Genomic DNA, 26,450 nt, shown 5'->3' with positions numbered 1-26,450 from the left:
GGTGAGACTTCTGATAATTATTCAGGCACGTGATGACGTACGCCTCCTGTGAAAACGGGCCTACACAGGCTGGCAAAGGCATCATAGCGGTCCATGTAGCATGTCGCCAGTGGATATTCGTGAACAGATGCTGCATTGCTGGCATTTACGCCAGCAATGCATTCAGGTCAGAAGAGGCGGTAACCATAACCCCACAGGATGACGGTCAGCGCGAGGAGCGCTTCGAGGACCAGCACCCCAATGGCGAGGGTTGAGCCGGAGAAGTTGAGCCCCTCATCTTTGTTGATATTCAGGAAGGTTGGGATCCCGACAAACAGCAGGTAGCCGGTATAAAATAGCGCGATAGTTCCTATCAGCGCGCAAAGCCATACCAGCGGATAAAGCGCCACAACGCCGCTCATAAACAGCGGTGTTGCCACGTATCCGGCGAAAACCATACAGAGCGTCAATGACGGACGTTGCGGATAGTTCCGCGCCATCCAGTATATGACTCGCCCCATGATCGCCACGCCTGCCAGCATCAAACCGTAGAACACCACGGCCAGCGCCAGCCCGGACATCCATGAGAGCTTCACGATGTTACCATCGCCGAAGTTCCAGCCAATTTGTGTTGTGCCAATAAATGCGCAGATCACCGGCACTGCCGCCATGAGCAGAACATGATGGGTGTAGTGATGCGCGACCGTTTCGTTCTCAGTTCTAATGACATGCATCTCACGATCGGGATGGGAAAACAGTCCCCAGACATGGTTCATACAGCCCCCTTGTTGTCGACCCGGACAGCGATACTCTCAGTATAATGCAGCATTTAGATTATTTTATGTACAGCATGAAAAATGCAGTTGATGGGAATTGTCTGTGGTTTCCCCTCCATTGATTCACAGGGTGTATGCTTAATGCAGACTTTCGCAGGGAGACTCCACTGACGTTATGGATATCAATGGTTTGATAGAACAATATGGTTATGCTGCGCTGGTGATAGGCAGCGTGGCTGAAGGCGAAACCATCACCCTTCTTGGCGGTGTGGCGGCGCATCAGGGATTGCTGCGTTTTCCACTGGTTGTAGCCGCCGTTGCCCTGGGCGGCATGATTGGCGATCAGCTGCTCTACCTCCTGGGCTTGCGTTTTGGGCCAACCCTTTTGAAACGTTTTGCGAAACATCAAAAGAAAATTAACCGCGCCCAACGTCTCATCCAGCGCCACCCTTACCTGTTCGTGATAGGAACGCGGTTTATGTACGGCTTTCGCATTATCGGCCCGCTGCTGATTGGGGCGAGCCGACTTTCGCCGAAAATTTTCCTGCCGCTTAATATTGTCGGTGCCATTGCCTGGGCACTGATCTTCACCTCGTTAGGCTATGTTGGCGGCGAGGTGATTGGTCCGTGGCTGCATCATCTCGATCAACATCTTAAGCACTGGGCGTGGCTGATTGTGGTGGTCGTGGCCGTGATTGCGGTGCGACTGTGGCTGAAGCACCGCGAAAAAAATCGGGAGTGACGGGTTATCCTCATGCCGGCTTAAACTGCGGATTTGCCAGCATAAACCCACCGTCGACGATAAACGATTGCCCGGTGGTGTAGCTGGCGTCCGTATCGCATAACCACGCCACGAGGCTGGCAATCTCTTTGGTATGCCCCGGCCTCGCCAGCGGGATTTCTGGCATTGAACCGTCCTCCACTTCGTCGTCGTCCATGTCATTCATTGGCGTGGCGATGGCGCCGGGCGCAACGGCGTTGACCAGGATTTTGTGCTGTACCAGCTCCAGCGCCATGGACTTGGTGAGCCCGCCCAGCGCATGTTTCGCCGCCGTGTAGGCGCTGGCGTCAGGCAGCGGAGTATGTTCATGCACCGACGTAATATTCACTATTCGCCCCCCTTGCCCTTGCTTCACCATCTGCCGGGCGGCAATTTGCGAGCAGAGAAAAGCGCCATCCACATCGACGGTGAAAATTGAACGCCAGTCGTCAAAGTTCATGTCAAGAAACGGCGCTTTTGCCATTGCCCCGGCATTGTTAACCAGCACGTCGAGTCGACCAAAGCGATCAATAAGCGTCGCAATGGCTTTTGCCCCATCAGGAAGATGGCTTAAATCCAGTTGGATAGCTTCAGCGCGACGGCCACGGCGCTCAACTTCGCGACATGTTTCCTGCGCGCCTTGTTCATCAGAATGCCAGGTGACGCCAATATCAAAGCCGCGTTCAGCCAGCATTAACGCCGTGGTTTTGCCAATTCCTGAATCCGATGCGGTGACAATCGCAACACGATGATTCGATTCCATACTCACCTCCTGAAAACCTGCAAAGAGGTAAGTATAGATAACCCTCACGTTTTACCCGTGATGATAGCCGCCACCCAGTGCCGAGGTCAGTTGAAGCGTCGCATCGACATATTGCCCCTTGAGCATTAGCCCGGCAATTTGCTCCTGCAGAGCCGGAATTTTGGCCTCGCTCACGCGCGATCCGGCAATAATTCCGGCGCTTAACCGTGCCTGCGCCAGTCCAACAACCCGTGCCGCATCGGCTTCTACCCGCTGCTGGTGCTGGTTTTTCGCCATCAGCGTTTCCACTTCGCTGGCGGTACGTGCGACTTGATTCACTGCATCAACAACGGCCTTGTTGTAATTTGCGACGCTCAGGTTGCTTTGGGCCTGGGCAATATCAAGATTTGCATTGAGCCGACCGCTGTCAAATATCGGCAAGGTAAACCCTGCGGTCACCCCCATTTGCTGCGCCGAGGAGCGGAACAAATCGCTTAAATGCAGCGCATCCTGTTGCAGGAAGGCCATCAGGTTAACATCGGGATAAAATGCCGCTTTTGCCGCGTCAATCTGGCTGAGCGAGGCCTCGATATACCAGTGTGCTTCCTGAAGATCCGGACGACGGGCCAACAGTTCGTAACCCAAAGTAGAAGGCAGAGAAGCTTCAACCTTAGGCAGCGCATGCGGGGTCAGTTTTATAGATGTGTCATTGGTGAGGGCCTGTAAACGCGCCTCAATGGTCTTCATTTTCCCGCTGACTTCTGCCAGGCGCTCATCGGTTTTGCTGGAATTAATATCCGTTTCAACCCCTTCTACAGAGGAGGTAATACCGTGCTGGTACAGCTCACGATCGGCAGCGATAATATTGTCCTGCTCCTGTTTAATCGCCGTCAGCACGTTGCCAATCGCAGACTGCGTTTGCCACTCCCAATAGAGACGCGCCACGCTGCTCGCGAGCAGTTGACGTGTTTGTTCCATCTCTGCCTTTTGCGCGTTGACCTTACCAATGCGTGCTTCAACCTGCGCGCGGTTTTTACCCCACAGGTCTAAATCCCAACCCGCAGTCAGGCCGAATGTCCCGTTGGTATACCAGGGCCCGGTTGTCCCTGCCGCAGGATCGGTTAACGCAAACGGCCCCATCAGGCCTTCAGCCGACATTTTTTGTCGTTCGGCATCGGCTGAAAAATCAACCTGTGGCCCATCAGCGGCCGCCGCCATTTTCGCCTGCGCCTCGGCCAGGGCAATGCGCTGCCGGGCAATTTGCATATCCGGCGCGTCTGCCTGTGCTTTAGCAATTAACGCATCAAGCCTGGGATCGTGGAAATCTTTCCACCACTCATTTTTCGGCCACTGACCCGTGGTTAACTGAGTGTCTATTTTTGCTAAAGGAGCGTGCTGTTGAAGCGACGCCGTATCGTGGCTGGGCGCGCAGGCAACAAGAAGTAACGACAGAGGCAAACTGCAAGAATAAATAATTGAACGTTTCATGACGCATTCACATAAAAATAAAGTGGCAAATTACGCCTGCTGTTTTTCTTTTTTTTAGTAACCCGTGGCAATCCGTAAAATGTCATACATTCACATATTTGGAAAAATATTCCCCTTGAGAATTAGATAATTGCAATCATTCACGGTGCTTATGATTTTATGCTTCCGTCTGGCTGCTACACTTATTAACTTACGCTCGTTTAGCAAGGGAGAAGGGAATGAAAATATTACTTTGGGCTATCTTAATCATATTCATTATTGGCCTGCTGGTGGTCACTGGCGTATTTAAGATGATTTTCTGATGATGTTGCCCGTCAGGTATTGCACCTGACGGGCACGTCCTACGCTTACTCCGCTTTCAGCGACGCCCCGTTGGTGGCAATCACTTCCTGATACCAGTAGAAACTTTTCTTACGGCTGCGCGCCAGCGTACCGTTACCGCTATCATCGCGATCGACATAGATAAAGCCATAACGCTTAGATAGCTCAGCTTTGGACGCGCTCACCAGATCGATCGGTCCCCAACTGGTGTAGCCCATTACTTCCACGCCGTCGTCGATCGCCTCGCGCACCTGCACCAGATGGTCGTTGAGATAGCTAATGCGATAGTCGTCCTGCACCACGCCGTTAGCGTCTGGCTTATCCTTCGCACCCAAACCATTCTCAACGATAAACAGCGGCTTCTGATAACGATCCCACAGCACGTTCAGCAGCGTACGCAGGCCAATGGGGTCGATTTGCCAGCCCCACTCGGAACTCGCCAGGTGCGGGTTGGGTACCATGCTCAAAATATTGCCGCGCGCCTGCTGGTTTAGCTCCTCGTCGGTGGTCACGCAGCCGGTCATGTAGTAGCTGAAGGAGATAAAATCGACGGTGGCTTTCAGCGCTTCGCGGTCGGCATCGGTGATTTCAAGCGTAATACCATTATCGCGGAAGAATCGCAGCATATAGCCCGGGTACGCCCCGCGACACTGGACGTCGCCAAAGAACTGCCACGCGCGGTTTTCCTGTAAGGCTTCCAGCACGTCTTCTGGCTTACAGGTTAGAGGATAAACCAGGCCGCCGAGCAGCATGTTGCCGATTTTAGCGTCCGGGATAATCTCGTGGCAGGCCTTCACCGCCAGCGCACTCGCCACCAGCTGATGGTGAATCGCCTGATATACTTCCGCTTTGCTGCTGGTTTCCGGCAGGCCGACGCCCGTCATCGGCGCATGCAGGGACATATTGATTTCATTAAACGTGAGCCACAGCTTCACTTTCTCTTTGTATCGGGCAAATACGGTACGCGCATAGCGCTCGAAGAAGCCGATGGTCTGCCGACTGCCCCAACCGCCGTATTGCTTCACCAGCCCCCACGGCATTTCATAATGCGACAGCGTCACCAGCGGCGTGATGTTGTGTGCCGCCAGTTCGTCAAACAGCTTGTCGTAAAATGCCAGTCCAGCTTCGTTCGGCTGCTGCTCGTCGCCATTCGGGAAGATACGCGTCCAGGCAATCGACACGCGCAAGCAGCTAAAGCCCATTTCGGCAAACAGTTTGATATCGTCCGGGTAGCGATGGTAGAAATCGATCGCCACATCTTTAATGCCGCTGTCGCCCTCAACGCGCTCTACCACCTTGCCAAATACCCCCTGCGGCTGTACGTCTGAGGTCGACAGGCCTTTACCCTCCTCCAGATAAGCGCCTTCTACCTGGTTTGCGGCAACCGCGCCGCCCCACAGAAATGTTTCCGGGAAAGTTTTCATCACGTTCTCCTGTTATTGATGGCTTACGTTTAATAGCGGTGCTCCGGCACTGACGGACGTTGCCGCCACGGTCACCACATCACGGTAATCGTCACTATTGCTGATAATAATGGGGGTCGCCAGATCGTATCCGGCGTCGATAATGGCCTGACGATCGAACTCCAACAGCAGGTCGCCGGGCTGAACTTTGTCTCCCACGGTAACATGCGCGGTGAAGGGCTTACCGTCGAGCTTCACGGTGTCGATGCCGACATGGATCAGTACCTCAATACCGCTCTCGCTCAGCAGACCGATGGCATGTTTGGTCTGGAACAACGACGCCACTTCGCCTGCAAACGGGGCTATGACTTTATTGTCGGAAGGAATAATCGCCACGCCTTGTCCCAGCAAGCCGCTGGCAAAGGTGGTGTCGGGCACCTGATCAAGCGCCAGCACGGTTCCGCTCATTGGGGCTAAAACTTCGCCCTCACCCACCGTTATAACCTGCTCATCCTGCGCGGCGCTTTTAGGCATTCCGGCGACCAGCGTCATGACGCAGCTCAAGACCAGCGCCACCAGCGTGCCGATAATGCCGCCCCACAGCGTGGCATTGACGCCACCCGGCGGGATCATCTGCGCCACGGTAAAGATATTGGCAAAGCCAAAGGAGTAAACGTGCGTGTTGCTAAAGCCTACAATCGCGCCGCCCACCGCACCCGCCACGCAGCCGAAGATAAACGGGCGGCGCAGCGGCAGGTTGACGCCATACACAGCCGGTTCGGTGATACCGAAAATCCCCGCGGTAACGGAGGAACCCGCGATCATCTTCTGGCGCGCGTCTCGGGTACGCAGGAAGACACCCAGCGCGGCCCCCACCTGCCCCATCACCGCAGGCAGCAACATTGGCAGCATAGAGTCGTGGCCCAGTACGGCCAGGTTATTGATCATCAACGGCACCAGCCCCCAGTGCAGCCCGAAGATCACGCAGACCTGCCAGAGTGCCCCCATCGCCGCCCCTGCCAGCCACGGTGCCAGAACATAAATCCACTGATAGCCGTTCGCCAGTAGCTGGCTCAGCCAGGTTGCGATGGGACCAATAATCAGGAACGTCAGCGGGACGGTCACCACTAAACAGATGAGCGGCGCGAAGAAGTTTTTCATCGACGACGGTAACAACCTGCTGCTCTGCTTTTCCAGCCAGCAGCTCACCCACGCGGCAAGAATGATGGGAATAACCGAAGAACTGTAGTTAAACCAGGTCACGGGAATACCCATAAATGCCTCTGACACCGCCCCCACCTGCTGGCTGGCTTCAAACGCCTGAATCATCATCGGATGAGTGAGCGCCCCGCCGATGACCATGGTGATAAACGGATTGCCGCCAAACTTTTTACCGGCGGTGTAGCCCAGCACCAGCGGAAAGAAGAAGAACAGCGCATCGCTTGCTGCGAACCAGATTTTGTATGTTCCGCTGTCGGTCGTGAGCCAACCGCAGACCACCGCCAGCGCCAGTAACCCTTTCAGAATACCGGAGGCCGCCAGAATGCCGAGAAACGGTGTAAAAATACCGGAAACGATATCAATCAGACGACCCAGCAGATTGCCTTTATCACCTTTGTCATCAGCCGCAACGGGGGTATCGTCCGTCAGGCCTGCTTCTGCCCGCACCGCCTGCCAGACGTCGTGAACGTGATTACCGATAACCACCTGAAATTGACCGCCGCTTTCGACAACCATAATCACGCCCGGATTTTGCTTCAGCCCTTGCGCATCGGCCTTTTGATTCTCTTTTAATTTGAAACGAAGTCGGGTGGCACAATGAACCAGACTGCCGATATTCTCTTTGCCCCCAACGTGGGCAAGAATATCCTTCGCCAAAGCTTGGTATTCCATCTCGATTTCCTTACATCCAATGCCCGCAGGCACCCGTTGACTGAGTATAAAAATAAAAAAACCCGAGAACGTCTTCCTCTCAGAAGCCGCGCTCAGGTTTTGCCTGCGTTATGCAGTAACAATCCAGTTTTGGGCTTAACGCCCTTCTTTTCTCACCCGTTCAATATGAATGGCGAGGAACATAATTTCTTCGGTCGTCAGCTCACGCTGATAACTCTTCTGCAAATGTTGCCCTATCTTTTCAGCGCACTTCCACGCTTTGGCGTAGTTGTCCTTCACCGCTGTATGCAGCGACACATCGTCGTCCTGCACCACGGTGCGGGTCAGCATGCGTTGGGCAAAGAACTTCAAATGCGTCACAAACCGTTGATAGCTGAGTGACTCTTCGTCGTACTCAAGCTTCAGCTGATACTTCACCAGGTGCAAAATCTCCTGCATCACCCGGGTCACGTGCATCACTTCCGGCATTTCGCTATTGAGTTGCGCGGTCACCAGATGCAGAGCGATAAAACCAGCTTCATCTTCGGCAAGTTCCACACCCAACCGTTTAGCGATAATGGCTCGAGCCTCCTGTCCCAATGCGAATTCTTTCGGATACAGACGTCGAATTTCCCACAACAGCACGTTCTTGATGGCGACCCCTTTCTTTTGCCGCTCGATAGCAAAGTTACAGTGGTCCGTTAATGTGATGTAGAGGCTATCCTGCAATTTCCCGAGTCTCTGCGCCGCCAGCCCAATAATGCGATCGCAGGTGGTCATCACTTCAAGGGGGATTTGACTGAGTAACTCCCCAAGCCGCCCGACCAGTTCATCGCTTTGCAGCGCAAACACTTTCTCTATTTTATCTGTGTCCAGATCTTCACCGACGCGTTTCTGGAAGGCCAGCCCACGGCCCATCACGACCTGCTCACGTCCGTGCTCATCCAGAACAACCACCACATTATTATTAAGAATTTTGGCGATTTTCATTGGAACCCCAGAAACAAAAAAACCTGACTTCCGACAAATGCCAGAAAATCAGGTTTTGCCTGCCGCAGCAGTAACAATCCAGTTTTGCCACTCTACCACTTTGATTCGTGGCCTCAATGCATCACGGGTAAAAACGTGATGCAGATCGTGATTAGTACCGCCGGAAAGAAAGGTTTATCGGTTTTATTTGGACTGGATGACGCGCGCAATATCGGCTGACGTTTGCAGCGTGCGGACTTCCTGGAATAACCCCAACGCTTCGCTGTACTCTTTGCGTAAATAGCTTAGCCACTGCTTAATGCGCGCAACATGATAAAGGCCGGTATCGCCCTGTTTTTCCAGACGTGTGTATTTTTGCAATAGTGTGACAACGTCAACCCAGGCCATACGCGGTTCGTTATACTTCACCATTCGGCTCAGATTCGGCACGTTGAGCGCGCCGCGACCAATCATCACTGCATCGCAGCCCGTCTCTTTGAGACAAGCCTGCGCGCTGTCGTAGTCCCAGATTTCGCCATTAGCGATAACGGGAATAGACAAACGTTGACGAATTTCACCTATCGCCTGCCAGTTGATGCGTTCTGCCTTGTAGCCGTCTTCTTTTGTGCGGCCATGGACAACCAACTCGGTCGCTCCGGCCTGTTGCACCGCATCGGCAATTTCAAACTGCCGGTCGCCGCTGTCCCACCCCAGGCGAATCTTAACCGTCACGGGCAGATGGGCTGGCACCGCTTCACGCATCGCTTTTGCGCCGCGATAAATCAGCTCGGGATCTTTAAGCAACGTCGCACCGCCACCGCTGCCGTTGACCATTTTCGACGGGCAGCCGCAGTTTAGATCGACGCCGTAAGAGCCGAGTTCCACGGCGCGAGCAGCGTTTTCCGCCAGCCATTCAGGGTATTGCCCCAAAAGCTGAACGCGAACTAGCGTGCCGGAAGTCGTGCGGCTCTGGCGATGTAGCTCAGGGCAAAGGCGATAAAACGACTTTACCGGCAACAACATATCGACCACCCGCAAAAATTCGGTGACGCAGAGATCGTAGTCGTTAACCTCGGTCAGCAGCTCGCGCACTAATGAGTCGAGCACGCCTTCCATCGGGGCCAGTAAAACACGCATTATCAGTACCTGTGAAAAAAGACCCGCTATAGTAGCGGGTCTCCCGATAGGTGAAAAGGCCTCTTTCTGCGCCGTTTTTAGCCTGGTACGCTTTCTCCAGGGCGTAGCGTCAGCACCTCGTAGCCGTCTGCCGTTACGGCAATCGTATGTTCCCACTGCGCCGACAGTTTTTTGTCCCGCGTGACCACGGTCCAGCCGTCTTTCTTCGTTTTTATCCGGCTGCCGCCCTGGTTAACCATCGGTTCGATAGTAAAGACCATGCCCTCCTGCAACACCGCGCCCTCGCCCGGCTTACCGTAATGCAGCACCGAGGGTTCTTCATGCATCTCCTTCCCGATGCCATGCCCGCAATATTCCCTCACCACGCTGTAGCCGTTGCTTTCAACGTATGACTGAATCGCATGACCAATGTCGCCAAGCGTCGCGCCAGGCTTGACGGCTTTAATGCCTTTCCACATCGCTTCGTAGGTTTTCTTTACCAGCTGACGGGCGAGCGGCGAGACGTCACCAATCAGGTACATCTTGCTGGAGTCGGCGATCATGCCGTCCTTTTCCAGAGTGATATCCACATTCACGATTGCGCCAGACTTCAAATGTTCTGATTCCTTAGGGATCCCGTGACAAACCACGTCGTTCACGGACGTATTTAACACGTAAGGAAAGTCATACTGCCCTTTGCTGGCAGGGCGGGAATGCAGTTGATTAACAATAAAATCTTCCACGCGATCGTTAATCGCCATGGTCGTAACGCCTGGTACGATAAATCCGTCTAACATAGTAAAGACAGAAGCCAACAGTTCACCGGCGTGGCGCTGTCTGGCTAGTTCGTCTGCGGTTTTAATGATTATTGACGGCATCGTAAATCTCCTGCGGCGTTATACTTAATCGATTGATTCCTATATAAAACAAATACTGGCATGTAAACAGAGCCCTGTCTATTTGTGGAAATGCCCGACGTTCCAAAAAGGAATGTCTGGTATGCTCAAAAATCATGATGTGATCCGTAGCACGTTTTGAGGTTTAATTGTATGATGAATGCGTTTTATTAAGGACTTTAACCATGACCAAATCATTGATTGTTGTCTGGCAGTACCTGCGCGCATTCGTCCTGATTTATGCTTGTCTGTATGCGGGAATATTCATCTCTTCCCTGCTGCCGATTACCATCCCCGGCAGTATCATTGGCATGCTCATTATGTTCCTGTTGCTGGCGCTACAGATCCTGCCTGCTAAATGGGTCAACCCTGGCTGCTTTGTGCTGATCCGCTATATGGCGCTACTGTTTGTGCCGATCGGCGTAGGGGTGATGCAATATTATGATGTGCTCAAAGCCCAGTTTGGTCCGATTGTGGTCTCTTGCGCAATCAGCACGCTGGTTGTGTTCCTGGTCGTCAGCTGGAGTTCACATCTGGTACACGGTGAGCGCAAAGTGGTCGGGCAGAAAGGAGCCAAAAAATGATGGCGAATATCTGGTGGTCGTTGCCCTTAACGCTGATGGTTTTCTTTGCCGCGCGTAAGCTCGCTGCTCGTTTTAAAATGGCCTTGCTGAACCCCTTACTGGTCGCGATGGTGGTGATTATCCCTTTTCTGCTGTTGACCGGCATCTCGTACGATCGTTATTTCGCAGGCAGCAAAGTCCTGAACGATCTGCTGCAACCTGCCGTCGTCGCGCTGGCGTTTCCTCTTTATGAGCAACTTCATCAAATCCGCGCGCGCTGGAAATCCATTATTACGATCTGCCTGGTAGGCAGCGTGGTCGCTATGGTGACCGGTACAAGCGTCGCTCTGTTAATGGGCGCATCGCCGCAAATCGCCGCCTCTATATTGCCAAAATCTGTCACCACGCCGATTGCAATGGCGGTCGGCGGCAGCCTGGGTGGTATCCCGGCCATCAGTGCGATGTGCGTTATCTTTGTGGGTATTCTGGGTGCCGTGTTTGGCCATACTTTGCTGAATTTGATGCGTATTCGGACCAAAGCAGCGCGTGGCCTGGCCATGGGTACGGCTTCGCATGCCCTCGGCACCGCCCGTTGTGCAGAACTGGACTATCAGGAAGGCGCGTTTAGTTCACTGGCGCTGGTGATCTGCGGGATCATGACCTCGCTCATTGCCCCCTTCCTGTTCCCGATTATTTTGGCTGTAGTGGGCTAAAATTTGCGATGCGTCGCGCAATTTTCATTTTGTTTTCATAAGTTGCATAAATAATGAGATTTGGATCACATATAAAGCCCTTTTGGCTCCGTACACTACCGATCCATTAACCTTTATGAGGCATTGCCATGCACCCACGTTTTCAAACTGCATACGCCCAGTTCGCCGAGAATTTGCAATCAGCCCTGGCCCCGGTTCTGGCGGATGCGCATTTCCCCGCCCTGCTGACGGCTGAGCAGGTCGCGACGCTGAAACAGGCTACGGGACTGGACGAAGACGCGCTGGCTTTCGCACTGCTGCCGCTGGCTGCCGCCTGCGCCCGAGCCGATCTGTCCCACTTTAACGTTGGCGCGATTGCTCGCGGCATCAGTGGTATCTGGTACTTTGGCGGGAACATGGAGTTCCTTGGTGCCACCATGCAGCAAACTGTCCATGCGGAACAGAGCGCCATCAGCCACGCCTGGTTGCGCGGTGAAAAAGCGCTGGCCGCCATCACCGTTAACTACACCCCTTGCGGTCATTGCCGCCAGTTTATGAATGAGCTGAATAGCGGTCTGCAACTGCGCATCAACCTGCCAGGACGCGAACCACACACGCTCGGCGACTATCTGCCAGACGCCTTTGGTCCAAAAGATCTTGAGATTGAAACACTGCTGATGGATGAACAGGATCATGGCTACGCGTTAAGCGGCGATGCGCTGGCTCAGGCGGCCATCACTGCTGCGAATAAAAGCCATACGCCGTACAGTAAATCCCCAAGCGGTGTCGCGCTGGAATGCCGTGACGGGCGCATCTTCACCGGCAGCTATGCCGAAAACGCGGCGTTTAACCCAACGCTGCCACCGCTGCAGGGCGCACTGAATTTGCTGAGCCTGAACGGGTATGATTACCCGGATATCCAGCGTGCAATTCTGGCCGAAAGAGCCGATGCGCCATTAATCCAGTGGGACGCTACCGCCGCCACGCTGAAAGCGCTGGGTTGCTCAAATATCGACCGCGTTTTACTTGGGTAATATCTCCTCGCGGGCAGAAATGCCCGCGTATCTGATGAAAATCCCCCCAATCAAACCGCTGTTTCTTGCGATTAGCAGGCGGGTAAAGTAGCCTGAATGAAATTCCACCGTCGGTACGAGTCATCTTCATGTTAAAGCGTGTGTTTTACAGCCTGTCTGTCCTGTTCGGCATACTGCTGTTGACGGCACTCGGCCTCGACCGCTGGATGAGCTGGAAAACCGCACCGTATATCTTTGACGATTTGCAGGATCTGCCCTATCGACAGGTTGGCGTGGTTCTGGGGACAGCCAAATATTATCGTACCGGCGTCATTAACCAGTATTACCGCTACCGCATTCAGGGAGCGTTAAACGCCTACAACAGCGGCAAGGTGAATTATCTGCTGCTCAGTGGTGATAACGCTCAGCAAAGCTATAACGAACCGATGACGATGCGTAAGGATTTGATTGCTGCAGGCGTTGATCCGGCGGATATCGTCCTCGACTACGCGGGATTCCGCACGCTGGACTCTATCGTACGTACGCGTAAAGTTTTTGATACCAACGATTTCATCATCATCACCCAGCGCTTCCACTGTGAACGCGCGCTGTTTATCGCGCTGCATATGGGCATTCAGGCCCAGTGTTATGCCGTTCCTTCTCCAAAAGATATGCTCAGCGTTCGGGTGCGGGAGTTTGGTGCGCGCTTTGGTGCGCTGGCCGACCTGTACCTCTTCAAACGTGAACCACGCTTTTTAGGCCCGCTGGTGCCCATTCCTGAACTGTATGAAGTGCCTGAAGGCGCGCAGGATTACCCGGCGGTGACGCCGGAACAGCTGCTGGAATTAGAGAAGAAAATGAAAAAATAAAAAGCCCGCTCGTAAATGAGCGGGCTTTTTTATCAACAGAAGTATTATTTCTTACGAGCGTACTTCAGTGAATCCAGGGCAACCGCGAAGATAATAATCGCGCCCTTGATAATGTACTGCCAGTAAGGGTTCACGCCGATATAGGTCAGGCCATAGTTGATGACGGTGAAGATGATTACACCGGTCACTACACCCACTACGGTACCCACACCACCGCTGAAGGAAACACCGCCTACGACGCAGGCCGCGATGGCATCCAGTTCGTACATGAAGCCGAGGTTGTTGGTCGCAGAGCCGATACGTCCTGCTTCCAGCAGACCACCGAACGCGTAGAACACACCGGACAATGCGTAGATCATCAGCAGGTTCAGCGCGACGTTAACGCCAGATACTTTCGCGGCTTCTGGGTTGCCCCCGATAGCGAAGATATTTTTACCAAAGCGAGTTTTATTCCACAGGATCCAGACAAACGCCACTGCGATTAATGCATAGAAAGTGATGTAAGAGAGTCTGAAGCTACCCAGCGCAACAAATCCTTGGGCAAACGTCGAGAATCCGCTGTCAAATCCAGAGATTGGCGATGCACCAACAAAGTCGTAATAAAGGGAGTTGATACCGTAAACGATAATCATCGTACCCAGGGTAGTGATGAACGGTGTGACGTTCAGATAAGCGATAATAATACCGTTAATCAGACCAATCACTGCACCAATGACGCAAACAATCAGCACCACCAGGATAATGGGCATGGTCGCCATTTCCGGGAAGACCTTGTTGGCGTTTTCCATTGACTGCAACAGCGTTGCGGCGACAACCGCCGCCAGACCAACCTGACGCCCTGCTGACAGGTCAGTACCTTGAGTAACGATCAGACCCGCAACGCCCAGGGCGATAATAATACGCACTGAGGACTGGGTCAGAATGTTACTCAAGTTCAGTAAACTTAAGAACGTAGGGTCCTGGAAAATAATAATGGCCAGTAATACTAAAAGAACGACGTAAATACCGCCCTCTTTCAGATAAGTGAGAAAGCTTTTTTTATTTAACGCACTCATGAGGAGCCCCTGATCTTAAAGGTGCAAAGACGCAAGACGGAGAATTTCGTTTTGCGTTGTCGTTTTGGTGTCAACAATTCCGGCAACGAGACCATTGCTCATAACCAGAATACGATCTGTGATCCCTAACAATTCCGGCATTTCGGAAGAAATAATAATAATCCCTTTATTCTTTTTGGCTAGCTCAGCTATAAGCTGATAGATTTCAAATTTTGCACCTACATCGATACCGCGCGTGGGTTCATCGAGCATTAAAATTTCTGGCTGTGTTAATAACCAGCGACCAATAATCACTTTCTGCTGATTTCCGCCGGAAAGTGAACCAATTTGCGTCTGGTGGCCTGGTGTTTTAACGCGCATGGAGTCGATTACCCATTGGGTATCGCTTTTCATACGAGACGTATCCAGTAAACCGACCTTATTTTTGTAATTACGAATATTGGAGATCAGCGAGTTAAAACCAATGTCCAGATAAGCATAAATACCGGTTGAGCGGCGCTCTTCCGTCACCAGCGCAAAACCATGATTAATGGCTTCGTTCGCGTTGTGATTATTAATTTTTTTGCCATGCAGCGTAATCGTACCGCCCGATTTCTCACGGATACCAAACAAGGTTTCCACGATATCGGTACGCTTCGCACCGACCAGACCAGCAATACCCAGAATTTCGCCTTTATGCAGGTCGAAAGAGATATCGCGGATAGAAGGCTGACGCAGCGACGTAAGGTTACGCACTTCCAGAATCACTTCGCCAGGTTGGTTTTCTTTATCCGGGAAACGCTGGTTCAGGGAACGGCCCACCATCATGGCAATGATCTTGTCCATGTCCAGCCCTTCAAGAGGCTGAGTGGTGATCCACTGACCGTCACGCAGAATGGTGATTTCATCGCACAGCTGGAAGATCTCTTCCATCTTATGCGAGATATAAACGATGCCGCAGCCACGATCCTTCAACTTACGAATGATGGTGAAAAGGTGATTAACCTCTTTTTCCGTCAATGATGAAGTCGGCTCATCCATAATAACGATTTTGGCGTTATAGGAGAATGCCTTGGCAATTTCGATCATCTGCATTTGTGAAACGGATAAGGTGCCTACGCGCGCGCGCGGGTCAATATCAATATCCAGTTCATCGAATATCGCTTTGGTGTCGCGATACATTTTATCCTGATCGACAAATACGCCTTTGGTTGGATAACGACCCAACCACATATTGTCCATAACAGAACGTTGAAGTACCAGGTTAAGCTCCTGGTGAACCATCGAAATCCCATTTTCCAGCGCTTCTTTGGCTGAATGGAAGTCGATCTCTTTCCCCTGAAATAGAATGCTACCAGTATCTTTTTGATAGATCCCAAAAAGGCATTTTAATAATGTCGATTTACCCGCACCGTTCTCCCCCATCAACGCATGAATAGAGTGAGGACGAACTTTTAAATTAACATTATCGAGAGCCTTAACGCCGGGGAAAGACTTGTCAATACTGCTCATTTCCAACAAGAATTCGCCTGACGACTGACTATTTGTGCTGACCATAATTATACCTTTCGGTCTCGCATATCGCGTTGTAAAAGGGCGCAACGAATTGCGCCCATTGGGAACGTGCTCTATCTAAACTTATTTACCGATAAACTCAGACAGGTTTGCCTGGTCTACGCCCACGTAAGGGATGCGAACGATTTTGTTTTCGATTTTCCAGTTGGTGCCATCAGCAGCACCTTTACCGTCGGCCAGGTTTTTAGCCAGATCGAAGGTCGCTTTCGCCTGGTTGTTGGCATCGTTCAGCACGGTACCGGCCATTGCGCCCGATTTCACCAGAGACAGCGCTTCTGGCAGTGCATCGACGCCGAAGACAGGAATAGAGGATTTGTTGTGCGCTTTCAGCGCTTCAACGGCACCCATCGCCATCGCATCGTTGTTCGCGATAACCACTTCGATTTTGTTCGCGTTAGGACCAGACAGCCATGCGTCCATCTTATCTTTCGCCATCGCGGTGTCCCACATCGCGGTATCTAATGCCAGCTGCTGAGTTTTCAGGCCCTTCTCATTCAGCTCTTTGATAACGTAAGCGGTACGTGCTTCAGCATCCGGGTGGCCCGGTTCGCCTTTCAGCAGAACGAACTGCACCTGGCCGTCTTTGTTCAGATCCCAGTTCGGGTTCGCAGCCCAATGCTTAGCAATCAGGTCGCCCTGAATAATACCGGACTCTTTAGAGTCAGTACCCACGTAGAAGGCTTTGTCGTAGCTATCCAGCGCCTTGCGTGAAGGTTCTTTGTTAAAGAATACGATTGGCACATTCTGGCCACGCGCTTTCTCGATAACAGTACCTGCCGCAGCCGGGTCAACCAGGTTGATGGCCAGTGCTTTCACGCCTTTCGCCAGCAGAACGTCGATCTGGTCGTTCTGTTTGGATTGGTCGTTTTGGGAGTCGTTCATCAGCAGCTGAACGTCTGGCGCTGATTTAGCATCTTTTTCGATTGCTTTACGCACAACAGACATAAAGTTGTCGTCGTATTTATAGATAGTCACGCCAATACGGGTATCCGCAGCGTGCGCTGCTGCGCCAAAAAGCATGCTTGCCATAACAGCAGACAGAGTCAAAACCTTCTTATTCATGGTATCTCCGGTTTTTTTTATGCAGGGTAGTTCTCGTTGTGAATAACGGTCGGCGGGCAAATGTTAAAAAAAAGATAATGACCGCCGAAGTTCACTTATAAAATTCTATCTTCCGTGTTCGGTAACGCTCCAGAATGCGTTTTTTTGGTCGTTTGCGGCACTTTGGCTATAGTGAAAGTGATTAATCACCGTTACATAGCGTTTCAGCTCCTAAAACGCTGACATCATAGTCAGCGCCTTGTTAAGATACTGTGAATTTACTCACAGATTGAAAACGGTTACATCACTCCATGTAATCAGTTAGTGATCGGAGCCACAATTTGCCTTGGGGCGACAGAATGGCGTCGAACTAACGTCGGCATAAAACAGTGTGTTGCACTCGGATCCAGCTGTCCTGCGGCCCCCAGTAACGCCAGCTCAGTGGCCAGCTTAGCCATTGAGGCAATGGGATATCGCACCGTGGTCAACTGCGGATCGGTGTAACGGGCAATGGGAATATCATCGAAGCCAATCAATGAAAGATGCTGTGGCACCGCAATGCCGTTATCTTTGAGCGCCGTCAGCGCTCCGGCAGCCATGCTGTCGTTATAGGCAAACACCGCAGTGAGCTGCAGATTGCGCCCCAGCAGCTCGACCATCGCGGCCTCCCCGCCCTGCATATCTGGCGAACCGGTTCCTATCCAGCTGTCCATAGGCATGATGCCCGCATCTTTCAGCGCGTTTTGCCAACCTTCGCGCCGCATATCATCATCTTCAATGTGATGACTGGACGCCAGATACCCTACGCGCTGATGACCGTTGTTCAGCAGCATACGCGTCGCCATCGTTGCACCGCTGACGTTATCCAATGCCACACAGCGATGGGCATACCCAGGCACAACGCGGTTAACCAACACCATGCCAGGAATATGGTCCATAAACCCGGCGAGTTCTTCATCGCTTAATGCTTTTGAGTGAACAATCAGCGCGTTACAGCGCTGACGTATTAGCACCTCAATGGCATGACGTTCTTTTTCAGCTTCGTGATAGCTGTTGCCGATCAGGACATATTTGTGATGCTGTTGAGCAACGACATCCACCGCTTTGACCAGCGCGCCAAAGAACGCATCTGATACGTCCATCACCACTACGCCAATGGTATCGCTGACCTGCGTGGCGAGCGCCTGGGCGTTCGCGTTGGGTCGATAGTCAAGCTGCGCCACCGCTTTCATCACGGTTTCACGGGTGTCAGGGCTAACCAGTGCGCTGTTATTGAGCACACGCGAAACGGTAGCAACAGATACACCCGCGAGGCGGGCTACGTCACGAATGGTGATCATGTTCACCATCCTTCAAAGGATTGCAGCAACTCACAGACACCCCCTGTGTTTAGCAAGGAGGCTATTTTGGCAGCGACAGCGAGGGGACTACGTGAAGGAGGTCACACTGATGAAAACGGTTACATCCGTTTTGTTAATGATTGTGATCCAGATCGTTATCTGGATGTATTAGTCAATGAGTGACCTGACGCATACGCGGTTAATTGACGCCATAACCATTCCACCGGTCCCTGACGGAAATAACGCAGCCAGATGACCGAAAACAGCAGGTTGAACATCCAGACCGGAATGACAAACGCCAACAGTTGCAGCCGATCGAATTTCATAAACAGATCTAATCGATAGAAAAGCGTCGTACAAATCAGCGTTTGTAGCAGGTAGTTGCTGAGCGCCATTCTGCCCACGCACGCCACGGCCCCCACCAGCTTATAGCGGGATAACTGTGGCCAGAAGCCGTAGATAAGCGCAGCGTAACCGATAGTTTGAAACGGGGCGCTGAGTTCACGGGGAGCCTGTAACAAGAAAGCACACCAGCGATAGTCCCAGCCAAGCATCCACTGGGTAATGATGGCCGGAAGATTGATGGCCATACCGAGGACGATCAGTATCATCCCTGTGCGGCGATAATGCCTGAGGCTAAACTCCCCTTTCAACCAGCCGGTACGCATTAGCGCCGCGCCCATCAGCATCATTCCCGCCAGCTGCCAGCCGTACTGAGCGCCCAGAGCAATCAGATTATCACCGAGCATATCGGAACGATTGCTGATGGCCTCTACACCACCTTTAAGCTTCCAGTATTGTTCATACTGGAGGCTTGCGGCACCCGGGATCCACGAGCGATTTGTCGAGCCGCCCGAAATCAACCCCAGCAGTAACAGCACGCCGATACCGATGATGTACAGCATAACGCCCGTGTTAAAGAGGCTTTTCACGTCTTGCGCATCGCGGATCATCCGCCAGCAGATAAGCCCGACCAGACCATAGGCCAGCAGAATGTCACCATCCCAGAAAAACAGTCCGTGAATAAACCCGAGGATAACCAACAGCGTCAGCCGACACTGAATCCAGCGTTTGCCGCGTTTGAGCAACAGCTGCAATCCTGCGCCGAAAAGCAGTGCAAAGAGGGTGAGGAATTTAACCTGCGCAAAGAGATCTAAGATTGCCCAGGTCCAGGCATCGCTGCGGGTAATGTCGCCATACCAGGCAGGATTAAGATATGCAGCCTTCGGTAAACCAAAGGCGCTGATATTGAGCAGCAGGATCCCCAGAATGGCCACGCCACGAACAAAATCCAGCGTGACATTACGCTCCATTGATCCTGCCTTCTGATTAGTTGTGGTGACGCACGGCGCGCAGGAATTCCTGGCGGGTGTTCTGGCTGGATTTAAACAAACCACCCAGCGACGTGGTGGTGGTTGCGCTGGTAGCATCGCGAACGCCGCGCGCCTTCACGCAATAATGCACTGCATCAATGGATACCGCTACGTTGTTGGTGCCCAGCAGCGTTTGCAACGCGGTCAGAATTTGCTGCGTCAAACGTTCCTGAACCTGCGGACGCTGCGCGAAGAACTGCACGATGCGGTTGATTTTCGACAAGCCAATCACGGTATCTTTTGGGATATACGCGACGGTCGCTTTGCCGTCGATGGTAACAAAATGATGTTCGCAGGTGCTGGTCAGCGTAATGTCACGTACGGTCACCATCTCATCGACTTTCATTTTATTTTCGATGACGGTGATTTTCGGGAAATTGGCATAATCCAGGCCGGAGAAAATCTCGTCGACATACATTTTGGCAATGCGTTGCGGCGTCTCCATCAGGCTGTCATCGCTCAGGTCGAGATTCAGCAACTGCATGATTTCGGTCATGTGTCCGGCAATAAGGCGCTTGCGCGTTTCATTGTCCAGTTCATTCACTGGCGGACGCAATGGAGTTTCAAGACCGCGCGCAACCAGCGCTTCATGGACGAGAGCGGCTTCTTTACTGAGTGATGGCATTATTTTTCTCCTGCAGGTGTGGCTGCCTTTTGCCCTCGTTGAGGCAAAAGTGTGCGCTTATTGTGCGTGAGGTGGCGCACATAATCCAGTATTCACGGTGATAATTATTGCAATTGCTATTGCCTTTCAGCCTGACGATTCCAGACCAGCGCCCCGCCGATAAACAGTGCAAGACCCGCCAGACCTAATGCAGGCTCCAGCCGGTGCGTGAACCATGTCGATATGGCAGAGGTGACGGGGCCTACTAGCTGCCCGATCGCGTAGCCGGTGGTAAGCAGTCCCGCCATGTAACGGGTATGATTAGGTGCCAGTTCACGCCCATAAAGCAGCGAGAGCTGAACGGCGCAGAGAAATCCGCCGCCGACCAATAACGCCCCGGTAATAAGACCGCTAATCCCCGGCATGAGCCAGGCAGCAAAAACGCCTACGCCTTGTAATGCCAGCACAACAGCCAACCGACGATTCGCCGTGGCGATATGACGCAAGGCAATGCTCAGCGCAATCCCAACGACGGCTGCGGCACCAAATACCGGCCAGACAAACTGCGCAAATAAACTGCCGGGAAAACGCAGCGCGGCCATCTGCGATAAAAACGTCGCGGGGAGAATGTAGCCGAACCCCGCCAGGCTGTAGCTCCAGACAAGACGGCGCAAATCTGGCGTCAAAATTAACGGTGCCGGTGCTGTTTCAGGCCGATGGAGCTGACCAACTCGCGGTAGATAGCGCGCAACCAGCGCAATTAACACCAGCGCCAGCACGCCATAAATCTGCCATGCTGCGCCTGCGGATAACCCATGAGCCTGAATATAGACGGCCAGTAATCCGCTTATCGCGATACCCGCGCCCGGCCCCGCAAAGACGGCGGCGCTGAGCCTCGGTTTGCCATAATGCGCCAGTCGTTCGTTGGTCCACGCGGCGATAAGCACCATCGACCAGCCGCTCATGCAACCGATGATAAAACGCAGGACGCCATGCACGATGGCGTTATCCGCAACGGCGGACAACAGCGTTAACACCACCGCACCGGTAATGCCAAGATACAAGCGCCCTTCGACAAAACGGTGCGCGCGCATGGCATCCCATGCCCCGACTAAGTAGCCCAGATAGTTCATGGCGGCCACCAGCCCGGCGCTGGTTAGCGTCAGTTGTCCCGCCGCGATCATCAGCGGAACCTGCGGGGTAAAGGCAAACCGCCCTATTCCCATCACAACGACCAAAACCACAAATCCGCTAAGCGCGATGCGCAGCGCCATGACCGCTCCAATTGTTAAAATTAAGTTAATTCATGATGCAACATATGACCAGTGAGCGGAAGTGAAAGTTGCTCACAGGTGAATGAATAATCTGTATTATGGCTTTAATGAATAACATGACACATCAGGAGCCTTGCATGGAACTGCTCGAAGAGCACCGTTGTTTTGAAGGTCGGCAGCAGCGCTGGCGGCACGACTCCGCCACGCTGAACTGCGCCATGACGTTCAGCATTTTTCTGCCTGACGCTGCGAACGGCGCAAAACCGCCGGTGCTGTATTGGCTTTCCGGTCTCACCTGTAACGACGAGAACTTCACAACCAAAGCAGGCGCTCAGCGCGTGGCAGCAGAACTCGGGATTGTGCTGGTCATGCCGGACACCAGCCCGCGCGGTGATGATGTAGCAGACGATGCGGGATACGATTTAGGCAAAGGCGCCGGGTTCTATCTGAACGCCACGCAGCAGCCGTGGGCAAGTCATTACCGTATGTATGACTACCTTCGTGACGAATTACCGTCACTGATTGCGGCTGAGTTTGCGGTCAGCGATCGCTGCGCGATCAGTGGCCATTCGATGGGCGGCCATGGCGCACTCATTATGGCACTCAAGAATCCTGGCAAATTCACCAGCGTGTCGGCATTTGCGCCCATTGTGAACGCGACTCAGGTCCCGTGGGGGCAAAAAGCGTTTAGCCATTATCTGGGTGACGATGCTGATCAATGGCAGGAGTGGGATAGCTGCGCACTGTTGCAGGCAAGCTTGACCGAGCAGGCCATTCCAATGCTTATCGATCAGGGTGATGCCGATCAGTTCCTGGCAGAACAGTTGCAGCCTGCGGTATTCGCGGAAGTGGCGCGTCAAAAAGACTGGCCTCTGACCCTGCGTATCCAGCCGGGGCATGATCACAGCTACTATTTCATCGCGTCGTTTATTGAAGACCATCTCCGCTTCCATGCGGAGCATCTGTTCAGATAACAGCTCGCCGGGGCTATCTCTTTCTCTGAGAGATAGCCCCGTTAACATCATCAGAACTTGTAATCTACGCCCATAAAGTAACGACGACCGTCTTCAGAGTAGCTGTAATCATCACGGCTGAGATCTTTATCCAACAGGTTCTGTACGCCAGCACGAAGCTTAACGTTTTTGGTTGCCTGCCACGCACCGCCGGTATTCCAGACCACGTAGCCGCCAGGTGTTGCTGCCCCATCGGTGATAGCGCGTTTTTCACCCGTATAATTGCCCTGCACATAGAATGACCATGCCTGAGACGCCTGCCAGTCAACCGTGCCGTTCGCGGTATGGAACGGGAGTTCGGACAGGGGTTTATCGCCGCCGTTGCTGATATCACGACCATCGTTATAGGTGTAATTCAGCGTCATTTTCCAGTCTTCTGCCAGCGGGAACTTGAGCTCCGTTTCAACCCCACGGATGCGCGCCTTGTTGACGTTGTAATAGCGGAAAATAGGTTCGCCATCGGCGTTGAGACCGACATAGTTCGGATAGCTCTGCGCCTGATCGACGTTAGCTGTGCGGCTGATGCTGATGCGGTCATCAACATCATTCTGGAAGGTGGTAATGCTGGCCTGCACGCCCTCTAGCCATCCCTCTTCCCCCGCATAGTAAAGTCCGAGTTCGAAGCTTTCGCTGGTTTCAGGTTTTAAATCCGGGCTACCGACTATTTCGCAAGCTCCACGGCATGAGCCGGTGGTCCAGTCCGGGCTTAGCTGCAGCAGCGAAGGCGCTTTAAAGGCTGTCGCCCAGCCGCCTTTAACGGTGACGGTATCGGTCGCGTTATAGACCAGATAAGCACGCGGGCTCCAGTGATCGCCGTAGGTTTCGTGGTCATCCATACGCACGCCGGTGGTCAGCGCCAGCGGCTCGAAGATGCGCCACTCGTCTTCGATGAACAACGCATACTGGCTCGCGGATGTACTGCTGCTGGAGCCGCCCGTCAGGTTAATCGGATCCTTCAGCTTGTCATGACGCCACTCGCCGCCTAAGGTCAGGAACTGGTTGATGTCACTCAGCGGCAGAACGTATTTGCCGTCTACAGCGTTGCTTTCCGAGGTGATTGGGCTGCTGTTACCCGGATTTTTATTATCGACTTTTTCGCCGTAGAACTTCAGCTCACTGTTGCCGAGATCCCAGCGGCCATTGTGGCTCAGGGAGTAGTTCTGACGCTCAAGGCGGTTTTGATCGAGGGAATCCGAGTCACGATCCTGACGGTCAAAGCCGTAACCTGCGGTGAAGTCATGATTTTCATCCGGCGTCCAGGCAAACTCCACGTTAGCATCACGGCTGGTGAAGCCTTCAATTCCCGGTGTTTCACCGGTTGTGGTGGTTGAGGATTTCTGCTGGTCGTCTTTTTCGCGTTTAGACAGACTTCCGTAGGCTTTCAGGCCCAGCACGCCGTCTACCAGCGGGCCGCTGGTATAGAACTGACTGTTGTAAGTATCACCGCGATCGCGATGTTCCTGAATAGTAGTATCCGCCGACAGCGTACCGGTCCATTTTTGGCCGATCTTTTTGGTAATAATGTTGATTACGCCGCCCAGCGCGTCTGAACCGTAAAGTGACGACATCGGGCCACGCACGACTTCAATACGTTCGATGGCATCAACCGGAACCCAGTTAAGGTCAAAATCGTTATGGCGGAAGACGGCATTGCGGGAACTTACGCGTTTGCCATCAATCAGGATCAGCGTATAGCTACTATCCAGACCACGGATGCTCACGCCTTTGCGATTATCCCCTTCGTTCGTCAACTGCACACCTGGCACGTCCTGTAACACATCTTTCAGGTTCTGCACCGGTTTACGTTTCAGATCTTCCTGAGTGATGACGCTAATACTGGCGGGCGCATCTTTGAGGTTTTGTTCTGTGGCAGACGCCGTGACAACCATTGTATCGCCAGATTCGACCGCGATAGCAGGCAGGGCCAAGGACAGAGCAGACGCACACAGTCCTCCCCTGACGAAGGGATTCAACCTAAACATTCCATATCTCCATGAGGTAAACACAACAATATCAAATAATTATTGCTCACAGCGTAGTGCATTCCGCCCGCGTCTTAGACGGGCTGGTATTTTCCGTAACGATAAAGCAAACGATAACTATTATCAATTTTATTGTTAATAATTATGTCTTTTCTCCATACTATGGACATAAAAAAACCCGCTCGATTGAGCGGGCTTTGAAAGAGGAGTTGCAATTAGTTCTTAAATCGTCCGGGGAAATCCATCTCGCTATAGCTGACGAAGCGTGTGCCTCGGGACAGCTTATAACCAAACCAGATAATCAAGAACAGTGGAATACCGATATACGTCGCCATCACGCCGCCCCAGTCAATGGTGTCAGACAGGAAGGCTTCGTAGTTCTGACCGAGGGTAATAATCAGACACAGAACGAACGCGAAGATTGGTCCCAGCGGGAAGAAACCTGAACGATACGGCAGATCGTTAATATCGTGACCCTGCATAACGTACCCGCGACGGAAGCGATAGTGGCTAATCGCAATCCCTAACCAGGCAATAAAGCCCGTCATACCGGAGGTGTTAAGCAGCCACAGATAAACCGTCTGGTTGCCAAACATTGAGGTCAGGAAGCACAGACCCGCAACAATCGTCGTCGCATACAGCGCGTTACGCGGTACGCCACCGCGAGACAGTTTGGCGAAGATGCGCGGCGCTTTGCCATCGCACGCCAGGGTGTACAGCATACGCGTGGAGGCGTACATGCCGGAGTTACCCGCCGACAGCACAGCCGTCAGAATAACGGCATTCATTACCGCCGCGGCTGACAACAGTCCCGCGTGCTGGAACACCAGCGTGAACGGGCTGACGCTAATGTCTTTTACATCGTTACGCAGCAGGCTCGGATCGGTATACGGAATGATCAGACTGATAATCAGGATAGCAAACACGTAGAACAGCAGGATTCGCCAAAAGACCTGACGCACCGCGCGTGGAATGTTCTTCTCTGGATCTTCAGATTCACCGGCTGCAATACCAATCAGCTCGGTCCCCTGGAAGGAGAAACCAACGATCATCGCCACGCCAATCATCGCGGCAAAACCACCGGCAAACGGCGCGTCGCCTATTTCCCAGTTGCTCCACCCCGCAGGTTCAGCTCCTTTAAAGATACCGAAAATCATCGCCACACCGACGATGATAAAGATAATCACGGTGGTCACTTTGATCAGGGAGAACCAGTACTCCGCTTCACCGAAGCCGCGTACAGAAATATAGTTAAGCAGGAAGATGACCGCGAGGAACATCGCACTCCAGATCCAGCCTGGTGTATCCGGGAACCACCAGGTCATCACCAGCTGTGCCGCCACGAGATCAACGGCGATAGTCACCGCCCAGTTGTACCAGTAGTTCCAGCCCAGCGCGAAGCCAAAGCCTTCTTCAACGTACTTTTGCCCATAGGTAGAAAAGGAACCGGACACCGGCATGTAAGCCGCCAGTTCACCCAGGCTGGTCATCAGGAAGTACACCATCAGGCCAATCAGGATATAGGAAAACAGCGCGCCGCCAGGGCCTGCCGCTGAAATGGTCGCACCGGATGCGACGAAAAGACCTGTACCGATTGAACCGCCAATGGCAATCATCGTCAGGTGACGCGCCTTAAGTGAGCGACGTAGCCCGGGCGCTTCTGTTGTTTTAGTTTCGGAAACCATATGAAAATGCTGTCCATTTTAAAAATGAGGCGCGATTGTAGCAGACGATAAGCCATCCTTCTGGCAGAAA

24 protein-coding genes are annotated in these 26,450 nt (G+C 52.8%); 7 read left to right on the top strand and 17 right to left on the bottom strand.

The window, feature by feature from the left end; translation table 11 throughout:
- Positions 1–167: 167 nt before the first annotated feature.
- Positions 168–755 carry a Yip1 family protein gene (locus AC6EMZ_RS07740; protein WP_498401889.1) on the bottom strand — a complete coding sequence of 196 codons (588 nt, stop codon included), beginning with the start codon at positions 753–755 and terminating at the stop codon, positions 168–170.
- 175 nt (positions 756–930) lie between these two features.
- On the opposite strand from AC6EMZ_RS07740, the gene AC6EMZ_RS07735 reads away from it, so the two are divergent.
- Positions 931–1,497 carry a DedA family protein gene (locus tag AC6EMZ_RS07735; RefSeq protein ID WP_498401887.1) on the top strand — a complete coding sequence of 189 codons (567 nt, stop codon included), beginning with the start codon at positions 931–933 and terminating at the stop codon, positions 1,495–1,497.
- A gap of 10 nt (positions 1,498–1,507) precedes the next feature.
- Here AC6EMZ_RS07735 and AC6EMZ_RS07730 read toward each other — a convergent pair whose 3' ends face one another.
- Both AC6EMZ_RS07730 and mdtQ read right to left on the bottom strand, forming a co-directional pair.
- Positions 1,508–2,278 carry an SDR family oxidoreductase gene (locus AC6EMZ_RS07730; RefSeq protein WP_498401886.1) on the bottom strand — a complete coding sequence of 257 codons (771 nt, stop codon included), beginning with the start codon at positions 2,276–2,278 and terminating at the stop codon, positions 1,508–1,510.
- A 51-nt stretch (positions 2,279–2,329) separates the two neighbouring features.
- Positions 2,330–3,745, bottom strand: a complete 1,416-nt coding sequence (gene mdtQ, locus AC6EMZ_RS07725; protein ID WP_498401884.1) for a multidrug resistance outer membrane protein MdtQ — start codon at positions 3,743–3,745, stop codon at positions 2,330–2,332.
- 218 nt (positions 3,746–3,963) lie between these two features.
- Here mdtQ and yohP point away from each other — a divergent pair, with 218 nt between their 5' ends.
- Positions 3,964–4,047, top strand: coding sequence for a small membrane protein YohP (yohP, locus tag AC6EMZ_RS07720; protein WP_124023456.1), 84 nt, complete (start codon positions 3,964–3,966; stop codon positions 4,045–4,047).
- A gap of 45 nt (positions 4,048–4,092) precedes the next feature.
- On the opposite strand, the gene AC6EMZ_RS07715 is transcribed toward yohP, so the two are convergent.
- The 5 genes from AC6EMZ_RS07715 to map all read right to left on the bottom strand — a co-directional run bounded on the left by AC6EMZ_RS07715 (position 4,093) and on the right by map (position 10,304).
- The gene (locus AC6EMZ_RS07715; RefSeq protein ID WP_498401883.1) at positions 4,093–5,490 is read right to left on the bottom strand and encodes a glycoside hydrolase family 1 protein; all 1,398 of its coding nucleotides are present in this window, start codon (positions 5,488–5,490) and stop codon (positions 4,093–4,095) included.
- Positions 5,491–5,502: 12 nt separating this feature from the next.
- Positions 5,503–7,362: a PTS beta-glucoside transporter subunit IIABC gene (bglF, locus tag AC6EMZ_RS07710; protein ID WP_498401882.1), complete on the bottom strand. Its 1,860-nt coding sequence runs from the start codon at positions 7,360–7,362 to the stop codon at positions 5,503–5,505.
- A gap of 135 nt (positions 7,363–7,497) precedes the next feature.
- Positions 7,498–8,331, bottom strand: coding sequence for a transcriptional antiterminator BglG (gene bglG / locus AC6EMZ_RS07705; RefSeq protein ID WP_498401880.1), 834 nt, complete (start codon positions 8,329–8,331; stop codon positions 7,498–7,500).
- A gap of 183 nt (positions 8,332–8,514) precedes the next feature.
- Positions 8,515–9,447, bottom strand: coding sequence for a tRNA dihydrouridine(16) synthase DusC (gene dusC, locus AC6EMZ_RS07700; RefSeq protein WP_498401879.1), 933 nt, complete (start codon positions 9,445–9,447; stop codon positions 8,515–8,517).
- Positions 9,448–9,524: 77 nt separating this feature from the next.
- Positions 9,525–10,304 carry a type I methionyl aminopeptidase gene (gene map / locus AC6EMZ_RS07695; protein WP_498401877.1) on the bottom strand — a complete coding sequence of 260 codons (780 nt, stop codon included), beginning with the start codon at positions 10,302–10,304 and terminating at the stop codon, positions 9,525–9,527.
- Between the two features lie 203 nt (positions 10,305–10,507).
- On the opposite strand from map, the gene AC6EMZ_RS07690 reads away from it, so the two are divergent.
- The 4 genes from AC6EMZ_RS07690 to sanA all read left to right on the top strand — a co-directional run bounded on the left by AC6EMZ_RS07690 (position 10,508) and on the right by sanA (position 13,459).
- Positions 10,508–10,906, top strand: a complete 399-nt coding sequence (locus tag AC6EMZ_RS07690; protein WP_498401875.1) for a CidA/LrgA family protein — start codon at positions 10,508–10,510, stop codon at positions 10,904–10,906.
- Entirely contained in the window at positions 10,903–11,598 is a 696-nt protein-coding gene (locus tag AC6EMZ_RS07685) for a CidB/LrgB family autolysis modulator (protein ID WP_498401874.1), read from the top strand. The genes AC6EMZ_RS07690 and AC6EMZ_RS07685 overlap by 4 nt, the downstream gene beginning before the upstream one ends.
- Before the next feature lie 128 nt (positions 11,599–11,726).
- Positions 11,727–12,611, top strand: coding sequence for a cytidine deaminase (cdd, locus tag AC6EMZ_RS07680; RefSeq protein ID WP_498401873.1), 885 nt, complete (start codon positions 11,727–11,729; stop codon positions 12,609–12,611).
- Between the two features lie 128 nt (positions 12,612–12,739).
- Positions 12,740–13,459: an outer membrane permeability protein SanA gene (gene sanA, locus AC6EMZ_RS07675; RefSeq protein ID WP_498401871.1), complete on the top strand. Its 720-nt coding sequence runs from the start codon at positions 12,740–12,742 to the stop codon at positions 13,457–13,459.
- Between the two features lie 44 nt (positions 13,460–13,503).
- Here the strand turns inward: sanA and mglC are convergent, their stop codons facing one another.
- The 7 genes from mglC to AC6EMZ_RS07640 form a co-directional block, all read right to left on the bottom strand.
- The gene (mglC, locus tag AC6EMZ_RS07670) at positions 13,504–14,514 is read right to left on the bottom strand and encodes a galactose/methyl galactoside ABC transporter permease MglC (protein ID WP_498401870.1); all 1,011 of its coding nucleotides are present in this window, start codon (positions 14,512–14,514) and stop codon (positions 13,504–13,506) included.
- 15 nt (positions 14,515–14,529) lie between these two features.
- Positions 14,530–16,050 (bottom strand): galactose/methyl galactoside ABC transporter ATP-binding protein MglA, encoded by a 1,521-nt coding sequence (mglA, locus tag AC6EMZ_RS07665; RefSeq protein WP_498401869.1) that lies wholly within the window; start codon positions 16,048–16,050, stop codon positions 14,530–14,532.
- A gap of 81 nt (positions 16,051–16,131) precedes the next feature.
- The gene (gene mglB / locus AC6EMZ_RS07660; RefSeq protein ID WP_498401868.1) at positions 16,132–17,130 is read right to left on the bottom strand and encodes a galactose/glucose ABC transporter substrate-binding protein MglB; all 999 of its coding nucleotides are present in this window, start codon (positions 17,128–17,130) and stop codon (positions 16,132–16,134) included.
- Positions 17,131–17,426: 296 nt separating this feature from the next.
- A complete protein-coding gene (gene galS, locus AC6EMZ_RS07655; protein ID WP_498401867.1) occupies positions 17,427–18,449 on the bottom strand; it encodes an HTH-type transcriptional regulator GalS in 1,023 nt (340 codons plus the stop codon).
- 155 nt (positions 18,450–18,604) lie between these two features.
- Positions 18,605–19,762, bottom strand: coding sequence for a DUF418 domain-containing protein YeiB (yeiB, locus tag AC6EMZ_RS07650; RefSeq protein WP_498401866.1), 1,158 nt, complete (start codon positions 19,760–19,762; stop codon positions 18,605–18,607).
- 16 nt (positions 19,763–19,778) lie between these two features.
- Entirely contained in the window at positions 19,779–20,447 is a 669-nt protein-coding gene (folE, locus tag AC6EMZ_RS07645) for a GTP cyclohydrolase I FolE (RefSeq protein ID WP_131488834.1), read from the bottom strand.
- 116 nt (positions 20,448–20,563) lie between these two features.
- Positions 20,564–21,700, bottom strand: a complete 1,137-nt coding sequence (locus AC6EMZ_RS07640; RefSeq protein ID WP_498401865.1) for a YbfB/YjiJ family MFS transporter — start codon at positions 21,698–21,700, stop codon at positions 20,564–20,566.
- Between the two features lie 137 nt (positions 21,701–21,837).
- Between AC6EMZ_RS07640 and fghA the strand changes: the two genes are divergently transcribed.
- Positions 21,838–22,674, top strand: a complete 837-nt coding sequence (gene fghA / locus AC6EMZ_RS07635) for an S-formylglutathione hydrolase (RefSeq protein WP_498401864.1) — start codon at positions 21,838–21,840, stop codon at positions 22,672–22,674.
- A 50-nt stretch (positions 22,675–22,724) separates the two neighbouring features.
- Here fghA and cirA read toward each other — a convergent pair whose 3' ends face one another.
- Positions 22,725–24,695, bottom strand: a complete 1,971-nt coding sequence (gene cirA, locus AC6EMZ_RS07630; protein ID WP_498401863.1) for a catecholate siderophore receptor CirA — start codon at positions 24,693–24,695, stop codon at positions 22,725–22,727.
- 215 nt (positions 24,696–24,910) lie between these two features.
- Positions 24,911–26,380, bottom strand: a complete 1,470-nt coding sequence (lysP, locus tag AC6EMZ_RS07625) for a lysine-specific permease (RefSeq protein ID WP_498401862.1) — start codon at positions 26,378–26,380, stop codon at positions 24,911–24,913.
- Between the last annotated feature and the right edge of the window lie 70 nt (positions 26,381–26,450).

It is taken from the genome of Enterobacter sp. SCRI0065 (assembly GCF_059766475.1).
Note: the sequence above shows the minus strand (reverse complement) of the source record. Positions and strands in the feature narration are given on the sequence as shown.

Coding starts and splice junctions, on each gene's coding strand:
- cirA (WP_498401863.1), bottom strand. CDS start 24,695: ATGTTTAGGTTGAATCCCTTCGTCAGGGGAGGACTGTGTGCGTCTGCT.
- bglG (WP_498401880.1), bottom strand. CDS start 8,331: ATGAAAATCGCCAAAATTCTTAATAATAATGTGGTGGTTGTTCTGGAT.
- AC6EMZ_RS07690 (WP_498401875.1), top strand. CDS start 10,508: ATGACCAAATCATTGATTGTTGTCTGGCAGTACCTGCGCGCATTCGTC.
- map (WP_498401877.1), bottom strand. CDS start 10,304: ATGCCGTCAATAATCATTAAAACCGCAGACGAACTAGCCAGACAGCGC.
- sanA (WP_498401871.1), top strand. CDS start 12,740: ATGTTAAAGCGTGTGTTTTACAGCCTGTCTGTCCTGTTCGGCATACTG.
- dusC (WP_498401879.1), bottom strand. CDS start 9,447: ATGCGTGTTTTACTGGCCCCGATGGAAGGCGTGCTCGACTCATTAGTG.
- cdd (WP_498401873.1), top strand. CDS start 11,727: ATGCACCCACGTTTTCAAACTGCATACGCCCAGTTCGCCGAGAATTTG.
- folE (WP_131488834.1), bottom strand. CDS start 20,447: ATGCCATCACTCAGTAAAGAAGCCGCTCTCGTCCATGAAGCGCTGGTT.
- fghA (WP_498401864.1), top strand. CDS start 21,838: ATGGAACTGCTCGAAGAGCACCGTTGTTTTGAAGGTCGGCAGCAGCGC.
- AC6EMZ_RS07740 (WP_498401889.1), bottom strand. CDS start 755: ATGAACCATGTCTGGGGACTGTTTTCCCATCCCGATCGTGAGATGCAT.
- mglB (WP_498401868.1), bottom strand. CDS start 17,130: ATGAATAAGAAGGTTTTGACTCTGTCTGCTGTTATGGCAAGCATGCTT.
- galS (WP_498401867.1), bottom strand. CDS start 18,449: ATGATCACCATTCGTGACGTAGCCCGCCTCGCGGGTGTATCTGTTGCT.
- AC6EMZ_RS07715 (WP_498401883.1), bottom strand. CDS start 5,490: ATGAAAACTTTCCCGGAAACATTTCTGTGGGGCGGCGCGGTTGCCGCA.
- bglF (WP_498401882.1), bottom strand. CDS start 7,362: ATGGAATACCAAGCTTTGGCGAAGGATATTCTTGCCCACGTTGGGGGC.
- AC6EMZ_RS07730 (WP_498401886.1), bottom strand. CDS start 2,278: ATGGAATCGAATCATCGTGTTGCGATTGTCACCGCATCGGATTCAGGA.
- mglC (WP_498401870.1), bottom strand. CDS start 14,514: ATGAGTGCGTTAAATAAAAAAAGCTTTCTCACTTATCTGAAAGAGGGC.
- mglA (WP_498401869.1), bottom strand. CDS start 16,050: ATGGTCAGCACAAATAGTCAGTCGTCAGGCGAATTCTTGTTGGAAATG.
- lysP (WP_498401862.1), bottom strand. CDS start 26,380: ATGGTTTCCGAAACTAAAACAACAGAAGCGCCCGGGCTACGTCGCTCA.
- AC6EMZ_RS07735 (WP_498401887.1), top strand. CDS start 931: ATGGATATCAATGGTTTGATAGAACAATATGGTTATGCTGCGCTGGTG.
- yohP (WP_124023456.1), top strand. CDS start 3,964: ATGAAAATATTACTTTGGGCTATCTTAATCATATTCATTATTGGCCTG.
- yeiB (WP_498401866.1), bottom strand. CDS start 19,762: ATGGAGCGTAATGTCACGCTGGATTTTGTTCGTGGCGTGGCCATTCTG.
- mdtQ (WP_498401884.1), bottom strand. CDS start 3,745: ATGAAACGTTCAATTATTTATTCTTGCAGTTTGCCTCTGTCGTTACTT.
- AC6EMZ_RS07685 (WP_498401874.1), top strand. CDS start 10,903: ATGATGGCGAATATCTGGTGGTCGTTGCCCTTAACGCTGATGGTTTTC.
- AC6EMZ_RS07640 (WP_498401865.1), bottom strand. CDS start 21,700: ATGGCGCTGCGCATCGCGCTTAGCGGATTTGTGGTTTTGGTCGTTGTG.